The organism is Gordonia lacunae, from assembly GCF_002149015.1.
GTDB lineage: Bacteria > Actinomycetota > Actinomycetes > Mycobacteriales > Mycobacteriaceae > Gordonia > Gordonia lacunae.
The window spans coordinates 74,107-90,890 of the sequence record NZ_NGFO01000011.1; the positions used below are offsets into that span (position 1 = coordinate 74,107).

Annotated in this window: 12 protein-coding genes; 4 read left to right on the forward strand and 8 right to left on the reverse strand. The window is 68.6% G+C overall.

All coding sequences use genetic code 11. The features are described 5' to 3' along the window. The first annotated feature begins 15 nt into the window (after positions 1-15). Positions 16-1,644 carry an ABC-F family ATP-binding cassette domain-containing protein gene (locus CA982_RS11480; RefSeq protein WP_086535459.1) on the forward strand — a complete coding sequence of 543 codons (1,629 nt, stop codon included), beginning with the start codon at positions 16-18 and terminating at the stop codon, positions 1,642-1,644. Here the strand turns inward: CA982_RS11480 and CA982_RS11485 are convergent. The 6 genes from CA982_RS11485 to CA982_RS11510 all read right to left on the reverse strand — a co-directional run bounded on the left by CA982_RS11485 (position 1,628) and on the right by CA982_RS11510 (position 9,452). Continuing rightward, positions 1,628-2,701 carry a pyridoxal phosphate-dependent aminotransferase gene (locus CA982_RS11485; protein WP_244176228.1) on the reverse strand — a complete coding sequence of 358 codons (1,074 nt, stop codon included), beginning with the start codon at positions 2,699-2,701 and terminating at the stop codon, positions 1,628-1,630. The two genes, CA982_RS11480 and CA982_RS11485, sit on opposite strands and share 17 nt — an antisense overlap. Then, complete coding sequence (locus tag CA982_RS11490) at positions 2,683-3,714, reverse strand: 3-oxoacyl-ACP synthase III family protein (protein WP_086535528.1); 1,032 nt, start codon at positions 3,712-3,714, stop codon at positions 2,683-2,685. The genes CA982_RS11485 and CA982_RS11490 overlap by 19 nt, the downstream gene beginning before the upstream one ends. Next, positions 3,711-4,376: an SRPBCC family protein gene (locus tag CA982_RS11495; RefSeq protein WP_086535460.1), complete on the reverse strand. Its 666-nt coding sequence runs from the start codon at positions 4,374-4,376 to the stop codon at positions 3,711-3,713. The genes CA982_RS11490 and CA982_RS11495 overlap by 4 nt, the downstream gene beginning before the upstream one ends. Next, positions 4,373-6,010 (reverse strand): thiamine pyrophosphate-binding protein, encoded by a 1,638-nt coding sequence (locus CA982_RS11500; RefSeq protein WP_086535461.1) that lies wholly within the window; start codon positions 6,008-6,010, stop codon positions 4,373-4,375. Before CA982_RS11500 ends, CA982_RS11495 begins: the two co-directional genes overlap by 4 nt. 173 nt (positions 6,011-6,183) lie before the next feature. Continuing rightward, complete coding sequence (locus CA982_RS11505; RefSeq protein WP_086535462.1) at positions 6,184-7,728, reverse strand: acyl-CoA synthetase; 1,545 nt, start codon at positions 7,726-7,728, stop codon at positions 6,184-6,186. A 113-nt stretch (positions 7,729-7,841) separates the two neighbouring features. Next, the gene (locus tag CA982_RS11510) at positions 7,842-9,452 is read right to left on the reverse strand and encodes a GMC oxidoreductase (RefSeq protein WP_482793320.1); all 1,611 of its coding nucleotides are present in this window, start codon (positions 9,450-9,452) and stop codon (positions 7,842-7,844) included. A 149-nt stretch (positions 9,453-9,601) separates the two neighbouring features. On the opposite strand from CA982_RS11510, the gene CA982_RS11515 reads away from it, so the two are divergent. Next, positions 9,602-10,474, forward strand: coding sequence for a hypothetical protein (locus CA982_RS11515; protein ID WP_086535464.1), 873 nt, complete (start codon positions 9,602-9,604; stop codon positions 10,472-10,474). Between the two features lie 3 nt (positions 10,475-10,477). Here the strand turns inward: CA982_RS11515 and CA982_RS11520 are convergent, their stop codons facing one another. Beyond that, the gene (locus tag CA982_RS11520; RefSeq protein WP_086535465.1) at positions 10,478-11,044 is read right to left on the reverse strand and encodes a TetR/AcrR family transcriptional regulator; all 567 of its coding nucleotides are present in this window, start codon (positions 11,042-11,044) and stop codon (positions 10,478-10,480) included. Between the two features lie 15 nt (positions 11,045-11,059). Next, entirely contained in the window at positions 11,060-13,861 is a 2,802-nt protein-coding gene (locus tag CA982_RS11525) for an aconitate hydratase (RefSeq protein WP_086535466.1), read from the reverse strand. Between the two features lie 394 nt (positions 13,862-14,255). On the opposite strand from CA982_RS11525, the gene CA982_RS11530 reads away from it, so the two are divergent. Next, positions 14,256-14,867, forward strand: coding sequence for an Rv1476 family membrane protein (locus CA982_RS11530; protein ID WP_086535467.1), 612 nt, complete (start codon positions 14,256-14,258; stop codon positions 14,865-14,867). Between the two features lie 374 nt (positions 14,868-15,241). Next, positions 15,242-16,753, forward strand: a complete 1,512-nt coding sequence (locus tag CA982_RS11535; RefSeq protein ID WP_086535468.1) for an NlpC/P60 family protein — start codon at positions 15,242-15,244, stop codon at positions 16,751-16,753. Positions 16,754-16,784 lie beyond the last annotated feature (31 nt).

Here is a 16,784-nt window from a genome sequence, read left to right on the forward strand (position 1 = left end):
GTAGAATCGATCGTCGTGATCACCGCGACCGACCTCGAGGTACGAGCGGGTGCTCGGACCCTGTTGTCGGCGCCCGGCGACGCCCTCCGCATCCAGCCCGGCGACCGGATCGGCCTCGTCGGCCGCAACGGTGCCGGCAAGACCACCACGCTGCGCATCCTGGCCGGCGAGACCGAACCGTATGCGGGGTCCATCCGCCGGTCCGGCGAGCTCGGCTACCTCCCGCAGGACCCCAAAGAGGGCGACCTGGACGTCCTGGCCAAGGATCGGGTGCTCTCCGCCCGCGGTCTCGACCAGATCCTGCGCGACATGGAGAAGCAGCAGGCGCAGATGGCCGAGGCCGCCGACGACAAGCTCCGGGACAAGGCGGTGGCGCGCTACGGCCGCCTCGAAGAGCGATTCGCCTCGCTCGGCGGTTACGTCGCGGAGTCCGAGGCGGCGCGGATCTGCAACAGCCTGGGGCTGCCGGATCGAGTGCTGGAGCAGCCGCTGCGGACACTCTCCGGCGGTCAGCGACGCCGCATCGAACTCGCGCGGATCCTGTTCGCGGCCTCCGACGGCTCGGGGAAGTCCGACACGACCCTGCTGCTCGACGAGCCGACCAACCACCTCGACGCCGATTCGATCGCCTGGCTCCGCAGCTTCCTGCAGAACCACGACGGCGGTCTCGTCGTGATCAGTCACGACGTGGATCTGCTGGCCGACGTGGTGAACCGGGTGTGGTTCCTCGACGCGGTGCGCGGTGAGGCGGACATCTACAACATGAGCTGGAAGCGGTACCTGGATGCCCGGGCGACCGACGAGCAGCGTCGTCGTCGGGAACGTGCCAATGCCGAGAAGAAGGCCTCCGCACTGCGCGCGCAGGCCGCGAAGCTGGGCGCCAAGGCCACCAAGGCGACGGCCGCGCAGAACATGCTCAAGCGCGCCGAGCGGATGATCGACGCCCTCGACGACGAGCGGGTGGCCGACCGTACCGCGCGGATTCGGTTCCCCGAACCCGCCACCTGCGGCAAGACCCCGCTCATGACCTCTGGTCTCTCGAAGAGCTATGGCTCGCTGGAGATCTTCACCGGCGTCGACCTGGCGATCGACAAGGGCAGCCGGGTCGTCGTCTTGGGTCTCAACGGCGCGGGCAAGACGACGCTGCTGAGAATGCTTGCCGGAGTGGAGAAGCCGGACACCGGGCAGATAGAGCCCGGCTTCGGTCTGAAGATCGGTTACTTCGCGCAGGAACACGACACCCTGGACGATCAGGCCTCGGTGTGGGAGAACATCCGGCACGCCGCGCCCGACGCCGGAGAACAGGACCTCCGGGGTCTGTTGGGCGCGTTCATGTTCAGCGGTGCACAGCTCGATCAGCCGGCCGGCACGCTGTCCGGTGGTGAGAAGACCCGTCTCACGCTGGCGGGGCTGGTGTCGTCGGCCGCGAACGTGCTGCTCCTCGACGAGCCGACCAACAACCTCGACCCGATCTCGCGCGAGCAGGTCCTCGACGCGCTGCGCAGCTACACCGGCGCCGTCGTCCTGGTGACCCACGATCCGGGCGCCGCGGCCGCGCTCGACCCGCAGCGCGTGATCCTGCTGCCCGACGGCACCGAGGACCACTGGAGCGAGGAGTATCAGGAGCTCATCGAGCTCGCCTGACCGCCTCGACGACCCGGTCGGTACCGGCCCGGTCGGGCACCGTCAACCGGTGGCCGTGTCCGTCGAACTCCCGGCCGACGACCCCGGCGGCACGCAACCGCCGACCGAACTCGATGCCGTCGGCGCCCGGTAGGTACAGGAAGTTCGCCTCGCTCGGCAGTGCCGGATGCCCGGCCCGTCGGAGGGCGTCGGCCAGTCGCGCGCGTTCGCGGCGCATCGCCGTCACCCGTCCGGCCAGTTCGTCGGCGGCGCAGAGTGCGAGTGCGGCAGCGTGTTCGGCAGCCGTGGTGATCGAGAAGGGAATCTCGAGGCGCCGGGCGCCGCGGATCGAGGTCGCCGACCCGAACGCGTACCCGACGCGCAGCCCAGCGAGGCCGTGGGCCTTGGAGAAGGTCCGGACGACGACGAGATTCGGGTGCTCGTCGAGCAGCACACGGACGTCGGGCGCGTCCCGGCAGTATTCGACGTACGCCTGGTCGAGGACGACCGGAGTGGACGGGTCGACGGTCGCCAGCAACCCCCGGATCTCGTCGTCGGTGACGACCGATCCGGTCGGGTTGTGGGGACTGCAGATGATGACCGCCGCGGTGTCCGGGCCGGCGGCTGCGACGAGCGCGGCCAGGTCGGGCCGGCCGTCGTCGAGCAGCGGCGTCGTGTCGAGCACCAGGCCGATCATGTCGGCGAGCAGTGCGAAACCCTCGAAAGTCGGCGCCGGGGTGACGATCCGAGGGGCGAAGTGGCCCGTGGTCCGGGATCGCGTCGCCGAGTCGTGCAGGATCGCCGCGAGAACGGCGGTCGCACCGGCACCGATGGTGATGTGGTCGGCCTCGGACCCGGTGTGCGCGGCGATCGTCGTGCGCAGATGGTCGGGGCGAAACGACGGGTAGTGGTGCGCAGCGCCCGCATGACGGCGCAGCGTGGACACCACCGCGGGCAGGGGTGGGTACGCCGACTCGTTCCGATCGCACCGCACGGTGTCCGTCGAGCGCGAGGTCGAGTACTCGGCGCGTGCACTCGCCGGACCCGGCAGGAGGACGGTCACGAACGGCCGTTCCACCGGATCGCCCCGGCGGCCGCGAAGTCGCCGGCATGGGCGAACGCCGACATCATCACGACGTCCCCGGGACCGACGCGTCCGTCGTCGATGGCCGCGTCCAGTGTCATCGGGATCCCGACCGCGAACAGGTTCCCGCACTCGTCGAAGGTGTCGGGATGCCGCGACTCGGGCAACTCCATGGCCTCCCGCCAGTTGCGCAGGAAGATGCGGTTGGGCTGATTGGTGACGAGGAGGTCCAGGTCCGCCGGTCGGATGCCGATCCGATGGGCCAGCGCCGCGGCCACCTCGGGAACCATCCGGTTCCCCCGCGCCAGGACCTTCGCGATCTTCGCCTCGGTGAAGCCGACGTGGATCTGGCCCGGACCCGCCTCCCAGTACTTGCGCTCCGGTCGTGCGACGGCGGTCATGTCCGCCGAGAACTCGCCGAAGGACCGGGTCTCGGTGCCCAGCACCGGGTTACCCGCATCGCCGAGCGTCAGGGTCGCGACCGCCGCCCCGTCGCCGGGGATCGCGGCCTGGGCCTTCACCCGAACCTGCTCCTGGGTGAAGATCTGTCCGGCGCTGTTCTGCGCCAGGCCGATCAGGGCCTTGCGACCGCCGCCGGCGCGCAGGAGTGCGCCGGCGATCTCGATCAGATGGACGAACGCGGCGCATCCGCCGTTGTGCACGTCGAGCACCGTCCGCGGCGCGAGTCCGAGGCGATGGGCGACCTCGCCCACGCACCCGCGAACCGGGACCTCCGGTAGTTGGCTGTGCGTGAGGACGACGTCCACGTCGTCGAGATAGGTGTCGCCGTGCCGATCGAGCAGACGGCGCGCGGCGGCGACGATCATGTCCGCGGAGGTCTCGCCGTCCGCCGCATGGTGCCGAAAGGCGGGTGCCCGGAACATGACGTTGTCGGCGAGTTCGTCGTCCTCGGCGTACTGCGCGAAGAACTCCGCAGGGACCCGCGCGGCCGGCCGGTAGGTGGCGAGATCGGCGAGGGAGATGGACGGGGCGGGGACGGCGGTCATGAGCGCATCCATTCGGGGGTCAGCGGAAGGCCGGCGCGGTGGCGGTGTTCGGCGATGGCCGTGAGGTTGTCGAGTTCGATCTGATGTCCGGCGCCGAACATGTCCCACAGGTCACCCACCCACTCCTCCCGTCCGGCCGGCGCGGTGTCGGGGTACGGGTTCTCGTCGTAGAACGGGTGATGGCAGTTGTTCCACAGCACGACCGAACCGGGGCGGTCGAGCACGAGCCGCGCGTCGACGACGCGCATCAGGTAGATCATCCAGAGGTGCTTGCCCTGATCCCATGCGCAGTGGTAGTCGACGGTCATCGCGTCGGGATTGGCCACGGTCCGGACATAGATCTTGGTGTCCTCGTTCAGGCGATCGTGTCCGACCCACAGGCCCGGTTCGTCGGTCGCCGTGAAATCCCTTGTGCTGTAGGTCCATTCCTCGAGCGAACGCGTGTCGGCAAGCCACTCGAACAGCTCGCGCGGCGGTGCGTCGACGTAACCCTGGACCGGGCAGAAGTCGCCGAACACCTGATGATGGGGATACACCGAGCGAACCTTGTCGACGACGAGCGCGGTGTTGGCGGAACGGGGGTGGGTCTCCACCCGGACCACGCCGTCGAGCGTGGCCGCGGCGTCCCCGAGGTCGGACAGGGCCGGGGAGTGCGTGGTCATGGGGTACCTCTCGCGATCAGTGGGGCGAACGGGGGTGTTTCGTCGGGATCGACATCCACGACGATGCAATTCGGTCCGGGACGTGACAACAGCTCGACGCACGCCGAACGCAGGGTCGGAAGGTCGGGGGCGGAACGTACCGCCAGACCGGCGAACATCGCGTCGAGCCCGCCTGCGATGTCGGTGTGTCGGAACCGGTTGACGCTCGGTGCGTCGGGGAAGAAACGCGCTTCCCGTGTCACGCACATGCCGTGCGCGTCGTTGTTCACGACGATCAGGGTGATCGGTGCGTCGTGTTCGATCGCGGTGTGGATCTCCATGCCGTGCATGAGAAACGAGCCGTCGCCGGCGATGACGACGACCCGGTCGTCCCCCGCGATCGCGGACCCGATCCCCGCCGCGATGGCCCATCCCATCCCGCCCATGCCCAAAGCGACGACGAACCGGCCGTCGCCGAACGGCAGGTGGTGGATCGCGGCCGCACCCGTGTTCCCCGCATCGGCGAACACGGCGCAGCGCTCGGGGAGGGCGTCGCCGATGGTGACCATGACGTCGGGCATCCCGACGGCCGTGGTCGACGGGACGACGGGCAGATGGTCGATCGGATGGACCCGCGGAACACGGCGGCGGGGGACCCGGTCGGCGAGCGAGGAGCGGAGCGCATCGATCGTGTCGGCCAGGTGCGGGGCTCGGATGTGCTCGGCGGCAGCGGGTGTGCGCGGCGGCGCGCTGCCGAGATGGATGATCGGGATCGTCGCGAGCGCGTCGTCGAGGCCCGCGCGGTCCGTCATCGACATCCGGCAGCCGATCACCAGGAGCACCTGTGCATCCCGCACGGCGCGGTGCGCCGACGGATGCCCCATCACCCCGGTGACCCCGGAACACCAGGAGCGACCGATGTCGCGCCCACCCGGGGAGACCACGACGGCGGCGCCGAGAAGGTGCGCGAGATCGTCCACCGCATCCGACATCTCGAGACGGGACGCCTCGTCGCCCGCCCAGATGCACACGGTCCCGCCGTCGCGCGTGACCTTTGCGAGCCGGTCGGCGAGTCCGTCGACCACGGTCGCGGGTACCGTGTCGACGTCTGCCGGGCGGTCTGCGATCGCATCCGCGCCCGGGCCGGGCGAGCACTGGACGTCCTTCGGCAGGATCACCGCGGCCGGCAGACCGCGCGCCGTGGTGGCGAACGCGACGTCGAGAACCCGATCGAGACCAGACGGCTCGTCGACGAGCCCGCAGAAGCCGGTCACACCGGACAACACCGCGCGCAGATCCACGGTGTCGGGCGGGTCGAGCATGTCCTGGAAACCGCCGCGTCCCACCGTGGGTGACGGCGCCGAGCCGATCAGGGCGATCACCGGCACGCGGCTGTCGTAGGCCTCGCCCAGCGCCGGTACGACGTTGAGTGCCCCGCCGCCCGACGTCGTCAGGACCGCGGTCGGTTCACCGGTGAGCCGCAGGTGTCCGTCGGCCATCGCGCCGGCGCCGAACTCGTGCTTGGCCACGACCGGGCGCAGCCGCGGATGCCTCCGGGCCGCGTCGAAGATGTCCTCGATGTTGGCGCCGTGGACGCCGAAGGCGGTGCGGACACCGGCGTCGACGAGTCGTGCGACGACCCGGTCGGCCACCATCCGGTGGCCGACCGGCGAGGATACGTTCCCCACGCGTGTGTTCAAAACCTGTACTCCCAGCCCCGAACATCATGCGGCACCGGTCGATTCGCGGTGCCCGAACACCGGACAAACTCAGCAAGAGTTAGCTTAGCGTAAGCTAAGGTTCGGCGGCAGGGGGTGTGAGTGTGACGTCAGGTCGCCGGCCAATACCTCTTGCGCAGGTCGCCTTTCACGAGCTTTCCGGTGGGGGTGCGCGGTAGGTCGTCGACGAAGTCGATCGATCGGGGCACCTTGTACGCCGCGATGTTGTCGGTGGTGAACGCGATCAACTCCTCGGCGAGCTGATCGGTGGGCTCGTAGCCGTCCGCGAGCTGGACACACGCCTTCGCCACCTCGCCGAGATCGGCGTCGGGGACGCCGATCACCGCGACATCGAACACCGCGGGGTGGTTGATGAGGACGTTCTCGGCTTCCTGTGGATAGATGTTGACGCCGCCGGAGATGATCATGAACGCCTTGCGGTCGGTCAGGTACAGATATCCCTCGTCGTCGACGTACCCGACATCACCTGTGGTGGACCAGTTCTCGTGCTCGGGATGCTGGGCCTTGCGGGTTTTGTCGGGGTCGTTGTGATACTGGAAGGCCACGTCCTCGCGTTCGAAGAACACCTGCCCGACCTCGCCGGTCGGGAGTTCCTTGCCGTCCTCGTCGCAGATGTGGACGACGCCGAGCAACGGCTTGCCCACCGATCCGGGATGATCCAGCGCCTCCTGGGGGCCGATGAAGGTCGCACCGGCGGCCTCGGTCGACGCGTAGTACTCGTGGATGACGGGGCCCCACCATTCGATCATCGCGCGCTTGACCTCGATCGGGCACGGTGCGGCCGCGTGCACGGCGACCTTCAGGCTGCTGACGTCGTACTTCGTCCGGATCTCCGCGGGGAGCTTGAGCATCCGGATGAACATGGTGGGGACCCACTGACTGTGGGTCACGTGGTACTTCTCGATGGCGGCGAGAGCCGCTTCGGGATCGAATCGGTCCATCATCACGACGGTCCCGCCGACCGAATTGGTCATCCCGCAATAGCGCAGTGGCGCTGCGTGATACAGCGGTGCGGGGGAGAGGTAGATCGAGGTGTCGTCGTAGCCGTACATCGGTGCGAAGATCGCCGTGTAGGCGTCGGGGACCTCGTCGACCTGTCCCTCCGGTATCGGTGTCTTGATGCCCTTCGGGCGTCCGGTGGTCCCGGACGAGTAGAGCATGTCCGTGCCGCGCGGCTGGTCGGTGCGGGGTTCGGCCGAGGCATTGGCCAGAACCTTGTCGTAGCTCTCGAAGCCGTCGAGGTCGCCACCCCAGACGATGCGTCGTCCCGGGCCCACCAGTGCCTCGATCTCGTCGGACGCGGCCACCGCATCGACGACCGATGCGCCGGCGAACAGGACCTGGGCGTTGCAGTCGGCGAGGATGTAGTTGGTCTCCGCCGCGGTGAGGTGGTGGTTGACGGCGGTCACGTACAGACCGCTGCGCAGGGCCGCCCAGTACACCTCGAAGACTCCGAAGTCGTTGGCCGAGACCACCGCGATGTTGTCGCCGCGCCGGAGGCCGAGGGACTCGAGATAGTTGGCGATCCGGGTCGAGTTCTCGTCCAGCTGACGGTAGGTCAGTTCCGCACCGGTCGCGGCACGGATCACGGCCGGCTTGTCGGGAGTGGATTTCGCGAAGACTCCAGGGAACAAGGGTGGCGCTCCTCGTGACGAAGGGATGGTCACCCTGAACGAACATTATCTAACGCTCGTTCAGGGTGGTGCGAGTCACATTACCCTAGCGCCGTGTCCGATTCCGCAGTCCCTCAGTGCGTGGCGAGAAACCTGTCCATGGTTCGCTCCGCGAGGGCGGTGATCGTCAGCGCGGGATTCACCAGACCCACGGCGCCCGGGACGAAGGAGCCGTCGACGACCCACAGGTTGTCGTAGCCACGCACGCCGCCGTCCATGTCGGCCGCCGCGCCCATCACCACGCCGCCGAGCCCGTGATAGGTGCTCGCGGAACCGAAGCCGAGCGCCCGTGACGAGACGTGGGTGCCGTTCGCGCCGAACCCGAATCGACCCTCGGTGCGTTCGTGGAACCGCCTGATGAATGCGTTGCTGCGACGGTCGAGATCGTTGCGGTCGGCCGGGTGGGGGTAGTTCAACTGCGCCCGACGGGTGCGGTGGTCGTAGTCGATCGTGCCGCGCTCGTCGGTGTGGGCCTGCACGAGGTGGGTGGTCGCAGCCTTGCCGAGCGGCGCGGGCAGCGGGGTGGCCTGGTAGACCATCGAGACCGGACCGCCGGGCAGGTTGTCCTCGTAGATCCGGGCATAACCCGGGCCGCCCTGGACGGCGCCGAAGTCCTCGCGCGGGTTGGCCCGGATGGTGAGGAAGTCGCCGTTCACGCCGAAGCCGTCACCGATGCGCGGCGACAGTCGCGGGAGGCGGCCCTGTGCCCGCGCCTCGACGAGCAATCGGGTGGTGTGGAAGGAGCCCGCGGCCAAGAAGAGGTGATCGGCCTCGGCGGTCACGGTGCGCACCGAGCGTCCCTGTTGGTCGAGAACCCGTGCGGTGACGACGAATCCGGCGCGCCGAGACCGCGGCCGGATGTCGAAGACCTCGTGCATCGGCTTGACGGAGACGTTGCCGGTCCGTTCGGCGGCGAGGAGGTAGCTGCGGTCGAGTGACTTCTTGGCGCCGCTGTTGACGCCGTAGCTGAGTTCGCCCGCGGTGACCGACGGGGTCGCCCGGCCGGCCAGTTCGTCGCGCACGATGTCCCAGTCGATGGCGAAGTCGAAGAAGTGCGGCGCGGCGTCGTAGCGCTCGATGACCTTCAGCCACGACCGGGCGCCGATGTACTTGGGGTGCGCGAGGATGTCCGCGGGCAGCGGCGAGACACCGAGGCCGGCTTTGGCGCGTGGGAAGTAGGTCTGGGCGAGCTGGGCGTAGTCGGCGGCCGCGGGAAAGATGTGGTCGAAATCCTGGCGGCGGGGGACGGGGGTGAAGGACCCGAACACGAGCGACCCGCCGCCGACGCCCGCGCCGTACACGGCCTCGACGCCGTTGCCCATCACGTGGTCGAGGACGCCGGGGTACGGCTCGACCGGGAGTCCACTCGCCGCACTCGCGCCGGCCGGGCTGCCGAACCACGCCGCGCGCTTGTCCGGGTTGGTGGTCGTGGCGAAGGTGTTGCCGTCCGGCCGGATCGGCCATCGGCGGCCACGCTCGAACACCGTCGTCCGGTAGCCGGCCCCGCCGAGCCGGCGGGCGGCCACCGCGCCGCCGAAGCCGGTACCGATGACGATCGCGGTCCGCCCCGGCGCCGCCTGTGCCGGGGTGACGGTGGCGCCGAGCGCGGCGAGGGCTCCGGCGCCGGCCGCGGAGCGCATGAGGGTCCGGCGAGAGACGGCAGGACCGGAAATGTCGTAGTTCACCTGGGCACCTTAGCGTGCGCTAAGTAAGGTTAGGAACTCCTTAACATCGGTAGCGATGTGGGATGGATCACCGCTCGACGCGCTGTTCTCGCCGGCTGGGCTGCGTCGTGGACCGCTCGGCGGGCGCGACCGGACGATAGGCTCCGGGCGTGACGGCTTCGCTGGTGATCGAGGTGGATCGCGACAGTGTGGCGATGGGCGATGACGTCTCTTCCCACGCGCATTCGCTCGCGGTGGAGCCGGGTACGGCGCTGAGTGTCGTCCTCGCGTCGGCGGCGCCGGAGATCCGTGCTCGGGGGTGGTCCTGGGTGGCCGACGTCGACGGACGGGTCGCCGCGGTCTGGTCGGTCGACCAGGGCGTACGGCTGCTCGTCGAGGACTCGCCGGTGTCGGCTGCCGACGGGCCGCGCCGGATTCACTTCCGGTACTTCCTGCAGATCGATCCCGCCTGGCTGTACCAGCGTCTGGCCGAGGGAGCCGTGGCGGACCGGCAGGCGCTCGAACGCGACTACCGCCCGATCGGTGACCGGCGACGCGACGAGGAGGAGCGTCGCCGGGAGCGGGACTCGCCGGCGCGGTATCTGTCCGCCGAGTGCACCGAGGCGTTGCGCGGGTTCGGCGCGGAGTTCGATCTCCACAACGATCGGATGGCACGTTTCGCGCTGCTCGGATCGTCGATGCGGGTGCAGCGCGCCGACACCATGACGATGACCTTCGACGTCACGAACCGGGTGGTGTCGTCGATACGGCCCGTCGCGGTCGCCGAGTGCTGGCTGGTCGCTGTCACGGGCCGCCGGATGCGGCAGGCACGTGGATGGGCCCCGGTCCCGGACAACCCACGGATACCGGTGCCGGAGCTGCGGCCGATGGGCTCGGGGGTGGCCGGGACCGCCCGCTGGACGACGCGAGGCATGAGAGGCGATCCCGTCGTCCAGCTGACGGGCGATGAGGCGGTCCTGGCCTACCGGTTGTCGGCGAACCGCTCGATCGGTGAGATCGTCACCATCCTGAGCGCGCGGTGAGCATCACTCGTGAGCGCGCACCGACTCCTCGACGAGGTCGAGCACCGCGTGCAGGTCGTCGGTGGGCTGGCCGGTGGCCAATCGGGTGATCAGGCCGTCGAGGACGAGGTCGAGATAGTTCAGCAGCACGTCCGTCGGCACGTCGTCGCGCAGGCGTCCCGCCTGGCGGCCACGTTCCAGCCGACTCAGGGTCGCCTGCTCGACCTCGGCCGAGTATGACACCCACTCCGCCCGGAAGCTGTTGTCCGTCCGCAACTTTCGGGCGATCTCCAGCCGTGTGCCGAGCCAGTCGAAGTCCTGCGGCCGGGTGAGCATGTCACGCATGACCTGCACCAGGCCCTGCTCGGCCGCCACATCGGCCATGCGTTCGGCGTCCTCGCGTGCGAGCGCGAGGAACAGTGCTTCCTTGTCCCGGTAGTGGTGGAAGATCGCGCCCCGGGACAAGCCGGTGGACTCTTCGATCCGTTTGACGGTCGCGCCGTCGTATCCGTACTCCGCGAAGCAATGCCGCGCGCCGTCGAGAATCTCCCGACGACGCGCGGCAAGCCGGTCATCACTGACCTTGGGCACGTCGAGTGCCTCCTGTCAGCTCTTGATCATGTTGCGCAGCACGTACTGCAGGATGCCTCCGTTGCGGTAGTAGTCGGCCTCACCCGGGGTGTCGATGCGCACCTTCGCGTCGAACTCGACCGTCGAGCCGTCCTCCTTGGTGGCGGTGACGTGCACCGTCGACGGCGTGGTGCCGTTGTTCAGCTCCTCGATACCGGTGATGTCGAAGGTCTCCGTGCCGTCGAGGCCCAGCGACTTGTGCGACTCGCCCTCGGGGAACTGCAGCGGGATGACGCCCATGCCGATCAGGTTCGAGCGGTGGATGCGCTCGAAGCTCTCGGTGATGACGGCCTTCACGCCGAGCAGGCTGGTGCCCTTGGCCGCCCAGTCGCGCGACGAGCCGGTGCCGTACTCCTTGCCGCCCAGCACGACGAGCGGCGTGTTCTGCGCAGCGTAGTTCTGCGCGGCGTCGTAGATGAACGACTGCGGCGCACCCTCCTGGGTGAAGTCGCGGGTGTAACCGCCGGTCACGCCGTCGAGCAGCTGGTTCTGCAGACGGATGTTGCCGAAGGTCGACCGGATCATCACCTCGTGGTTGCCGCGGCGGGCGCCCAGTGAGTTGTAGTCCTTACGGGCCACACCGTTCGCATCGAGGTACTGCGCGGCGGGGGTGCCGGGCTTGATCGTCGACGCGGGGGAGATGTGGTCGGTGGTCACCGAGTCGCCGAGCTTCGCGAGCACGCGTGCGCCCTTGATGTCGGAGACCGGCGACGGCTCACGCTGCATGCCCTCGAAGTACGGAGGCTTGCGCACGTAGGTGGACTCGTCGTCCCACTCGAAGGTCTTGCCCGACGGGGTCGGCAGGTTCTGCCAGCGCTCGTCGCCCTTGAACACGTCGGCGTAGTCCGAGGCGTACTGCTCCGGCGAGATCGACGAGGCGATGGTCGCCTCGATCTCCTCGTTGGTCGGCCAGATGTCCTTGAGGAACACGTCGTTGCCGTCGGTGTCCTGGCCCAGCGGGTCGGTCTCGAAGTCGAAGTCCATGGTGCCGGCCAGCGCGTAGGCGATGACCAGCGGCGGCGACGCGAGGTAGTTCATCTTCACGTCGGGGTTGATGCGGCCTTCGAAGTTGCGGTTGCCCGACAGCACCGCGGTGGCGGTGAGGTCGTTGTCGTTGATCGCCTTCGAGATCTCCTCCGGCAGCGGGCCGGAGTTGCCGATGCACGTGGTGCAACCGTAGCCGACGAGGTAGAAGCCGAGCTTCTCCAGGTACGGCCAGAGACCGGACTTGTCGTAGTAGCCGGTGACGACCTGCGACCCCGGTGCCATCGAGGTCTTGACCCACGGCTTGGAGGTCAGACCCTTCTCGACGGCCTTCTTGGCGAGCAGGGCCGCACCGAGCATGACCGACGGGTTGGAGGTGTTGGTGCAGCTGGTGATCGAGGCGATGGTGACGATGCCGTGGTCGAGGATCATCGATCCCCGCTCCTCGGAATCGACCCGAACCGGCTTGGTCGGCCGGCCCTCGGCACCGTTGGCGGCCGAGTGCAGCGGCTCGGCGTCGTCGTCGGCGAAGGACAGCGTCGCGGGATCGGACGCCGGGAAGGTCTCCTCGACCGCCTCGTCCAGCTTGGTCTGCGGCGCGGAGTTGCCGTTCTCGACGTAGTTGTGGATGTCCTTGCGGAACGCGTTCTTGGCGTCCCAGAGCTCGATGCGGTCCTGCGGGCGCTTCGGGCCGGCGATCGACGGGACGACGTCGGCCAGGTCGAGCTCGAGGTACTCCGAGTACACGGCCTCTTCGGCGTCCTTCTCCAGCCACATGCCCTGTTCCTTGGCATAGGCCTCGACCAGCGCGAGGGTCTCTTCGCTGCGGCCGGTGAGCCGGAGGTAGTTGACCGTCTCGCCGTCGATCGGGAACATCGCGCAGGTCGAGCCGAACTCGGGACTCATGTTGCCGATGGTGGCGCGGTTGGCCAGCGGGACCTCGGCCACGCCGTTGCCGTAGAACTCGACGAACTTGCCGACCACACCGTGCTTGCGCAGCATCTCGGTGATCGTGAGGACCACGTCGGTGGCGGTCACGCCGGGCTTGGCCGAGCCGGTGAGTTTGAAGCCGACGACGCGGGGGATGAGCATCGAGACGGGCTGGCCGAGCATCGCGGCCTCGGCCTCGATGCCGCCGACGCCCCAGCCCAGGACGCCGAGGCCGTTCTCCATCGTGGTGTGCGAGTCGGTGCCGATGCAGGTGTCGGGGTAGGCGACGCCGTCACGGACCATCACCGAGCGGGCGAGGTGCTCGATGTTGACCTGGTGGACGATGCCGGTGCCCGGCGGCACGACGCGGAAGTCGTCGAAGGCGCCCTGGCCCCAGCGGAGGAACTTGTAGCGCTCCTCGTTGCGCTGGTACTCGATCTCGACGTTGCGCTCGAACGCCTGGGCGTTGCCGAAGGCCTCGATGATCACGGAGTGGTCGATGACCATCTCGGCGGGTGCGAGGGGATTGACCTTGTCCGGATCGCCGCCGAGTTCCTTGACGGCGTCACGCATGGTCGTGAGGTCGACGATGCAGGGCACGCCGGTGAAGTCCTGCATGATCACGCGGGCGGGCGTGAACTGGATCTCGACGCTCGGCTCGGCGTTCGGGTCCCAGTTGGCGAGGGCCTCGATGTGCTCCTTGGTGATGTTCGCGCCGTCCTCGGTGCGGAGGAGGTTCTCGGCCAGGACCTTCAGAGCGTAGGGGAGCTTGCCGGTGCCCTCGACGGCGTTCAGACGGTAGATCTCGTAGCTGTTGTCACCGACGTCCAGCGTTCCGCGGGCGCCGAAGGAATTGATACTCACGTCTAAATCCACTCTCCTCGTGTGCCGGCGGGCTGCGCCGGCGATTACTCGATGATCCACTTGCGGTCGGGCGGGGCCGGTCGGACGGGCGTCGCTCCCCGTTCCGACGGTCGTGCGCCGTCTGACGTTCTGCACCGACGGGCTGCGCCGGCGCCATCGGATGTCCGTGAGGGTCACCCGCGACAACATCGTCCAGTCTAACAGTACGAGCGTACTGTTACCAAGCTCGTGCCCGGGACGCGCCGGGCGGACGTGCCGACACCGGAATACCCAGACGACTCCATTGTGTCGTACGGTGCAGGGCGGGGTTCGGCGAGTGGACACTCGACGCCGACGCGATACCGGCCGTCCACGTCGGCGCCACCCCGGTGATCTCGAGAGGCAGGGGTGGCGGATGGGTCCGCAGGCGACGACGTTGGTGCTGGCAGCTCCTGCGGAGAACAACGAACTCACCGGACTCGTCGGGGTCGACATGGGTGAGCTGTCCCGCGACATCGCCGACGACGCCGTCGCCGGCGCGACGCCCGAGCAGCTGCCCCGCATGCTCGAAGTCGTCGAGTACGCCAAGGCCAAGGGCCACGACGTGAGCTTCGTGGTCATCGATCAGGTACAGCCGCGCTTCACGCTCTATCGCGACATCGCCAACCAGTTGCAGGATCAGGTCGGCGGCACCGTCATCGTGCTGGGCCCGAACTCGGTCGGCAGCTCGTCTCCGGATTTCAGCCGCGTGGTGCAGGAGCAGGCCACCGACGGCCTCACACTCACCGACCCGGCGGGTGCGGCGCGGCAGATGATCGACACGATGACCGGTCCCAACGTGGACTGGACGATCGTCGGTGTCCTGCTGGTCCTCGTCGTCGCGATCGGAGCCGTGCTCGCCAGACTGCGTCAGATCCGTTCCCGGAGGAACCTGGCCGCCGGGCCGCTGGGCCCCGTGCAGGCCGTCGACACGACGTCGGATGAACCGTCGTCGCGACACCGCGAGCCGTCCGCGTCCGGTCGGTAGTCCGGACGCTCGGGCACCGCTCGACCCGGCAGCGGGGCCGCCCGACTCCGGGGCCCTGACACCCTTTCCGTTCACGCACGCGGACCACCGTCGGCGTGTCGTACGGTCTGTTGCCAATTCGAGACCTTGACGACTGTTCGATCTTTCGCCAGTTCACGGCATTTTCCCAGGTAATCACGCGTTTGTAATTCACGATCGCGGTTTTCTCGTGTGGTTGATGTGACGTACGGTTCTGATGTCACGTGTGATGCCTGTGTCCTCTGCAGGGTCCGAAGTGACGCAAGTGCAGTGCGTGATCGCCGCGGTTCTCGACGACCCGGACGATCGCCGGCCGGGGATCGCCAGATCCCCGCACGAATCGCGAGGAGTTCCAGGTGAGGCGAGGAAGAACTGGTGCGTCGTGGCCGGCGCGCGTCTCGGCAGCCCTGGCTGTCGTACTCATCTGTGCGCTCGGCGCGGGTCACGCCGATGCGGCACCCAAGAAGACGCCCGAGTCGCCCATCTCCGGGTTGATCAATCGCATCGCGACGGTCAATCAGGACATCGCCGACCTGGACCAGGCGCTCGCGGCCCGCCAGGAGAACGTGAACCGGTCGATCGCCGACTTCCAGAACTCGCTCGCGCAGCGGCGCCTCGCCACGGTGGCCGCGCGCGGAGCCCGGACCGAACTCGATCGCTCCAGCAAGGCCGTCGTCGACGCGCAGAAGGAGTTCGACCGGTTCGCGCGCCTGGCCTATCAGCAGGGTCCCGAGCAGGGCTCGATGTCGAACTACGTGTCGTCGGAGGACCCGCAGGCCGTGCTCGACCGCATGAAGCTGATCGACCAGGTCGGCAAGAAGCAGCAGGAGATGATCCGGCGGCTGCAGGTCGCACGTAACCAGAAGGCCAACCGTCTCGCCGCGGTGGAGGCCACCCGCCGGCAGGCGTCGTTCGCGGCCAAGAGTGCCGAGCAGCGCAAGATCGATGCGATGGCCGCGGTCACCGAGGCGAAGACCGCCATCGCGACCCAGCAGAAGCGCAAGGCCACCCTGATCGGTGAGCGCGACCGGGTACAGAAGCGTCTCAACACGATTCGCGGCTACGTCCCGAAGAAGACGGTCGAGGGGCCGTCGGCGAGCGATCTGCTGTCCAACCTGTTCCCGACCGCCCCGTCGGCCGAGGGTGCCCTGAAGGCGCTGCCCGCCACACCGGTCACCGACAACCAGGCGCTCGCAGTCGCGGCCGAGGCCGCCGCACGCCTCGCGGTCGATGTCGGCCAGTCGATCCTCGCGGGTCTCGTCGGTCAGCAGCAACTGCCGCAGTCGGAGTTGCTCAACGAGCTCGGCATCGGGGGTGCGGATCTCACCGGCAGCAGCGGTGGCGACACCCTCAGCGCGCGGCTCGGTTCCGGGAGCCTCGGGACCCTGTTCGGGAGTTCCTCCGGCGGTGGCGGCGGAGGCGGCATGGTCCGTCCCGGTCTGCGCGGCCCGCAGGCCGTGGAGATCGCGGTCAACCGCGCCCTCTCCCAGCTCAACGTGCCCTACGCCTGGGGCGGCGGTGACGCGAACGGCCCCACGCAGGGCATCCGCGACGGCGGCGTCGCCGACAGCTATGGCGACTACAACAAGATCGGCTTCGACTGCTCGGGTCTGATGATCTACGCGTTCGCCGGCGTGGGTATCGAGTTGCCGCACTACACCGGCTACCAATACACCTCGGGACCGCAGTTCCCGCTGTCGCAGATGCGCCGCGGCGACATGATCTTCTACGGCCCCAACGCGAGCGCGCACGTCGCGCTCTACCTCGGGGACAACAAGATGGTCGAGGCGCCGCAGTCGGGAGACGTCGTCAAGGTGTCGCCCCTGCGCACCGACGGCGCGATGCCGAACGTGGTGCGTCTGCTCTGACGGCCGGCGGTCGGGCGGCGGTCGTGAACGA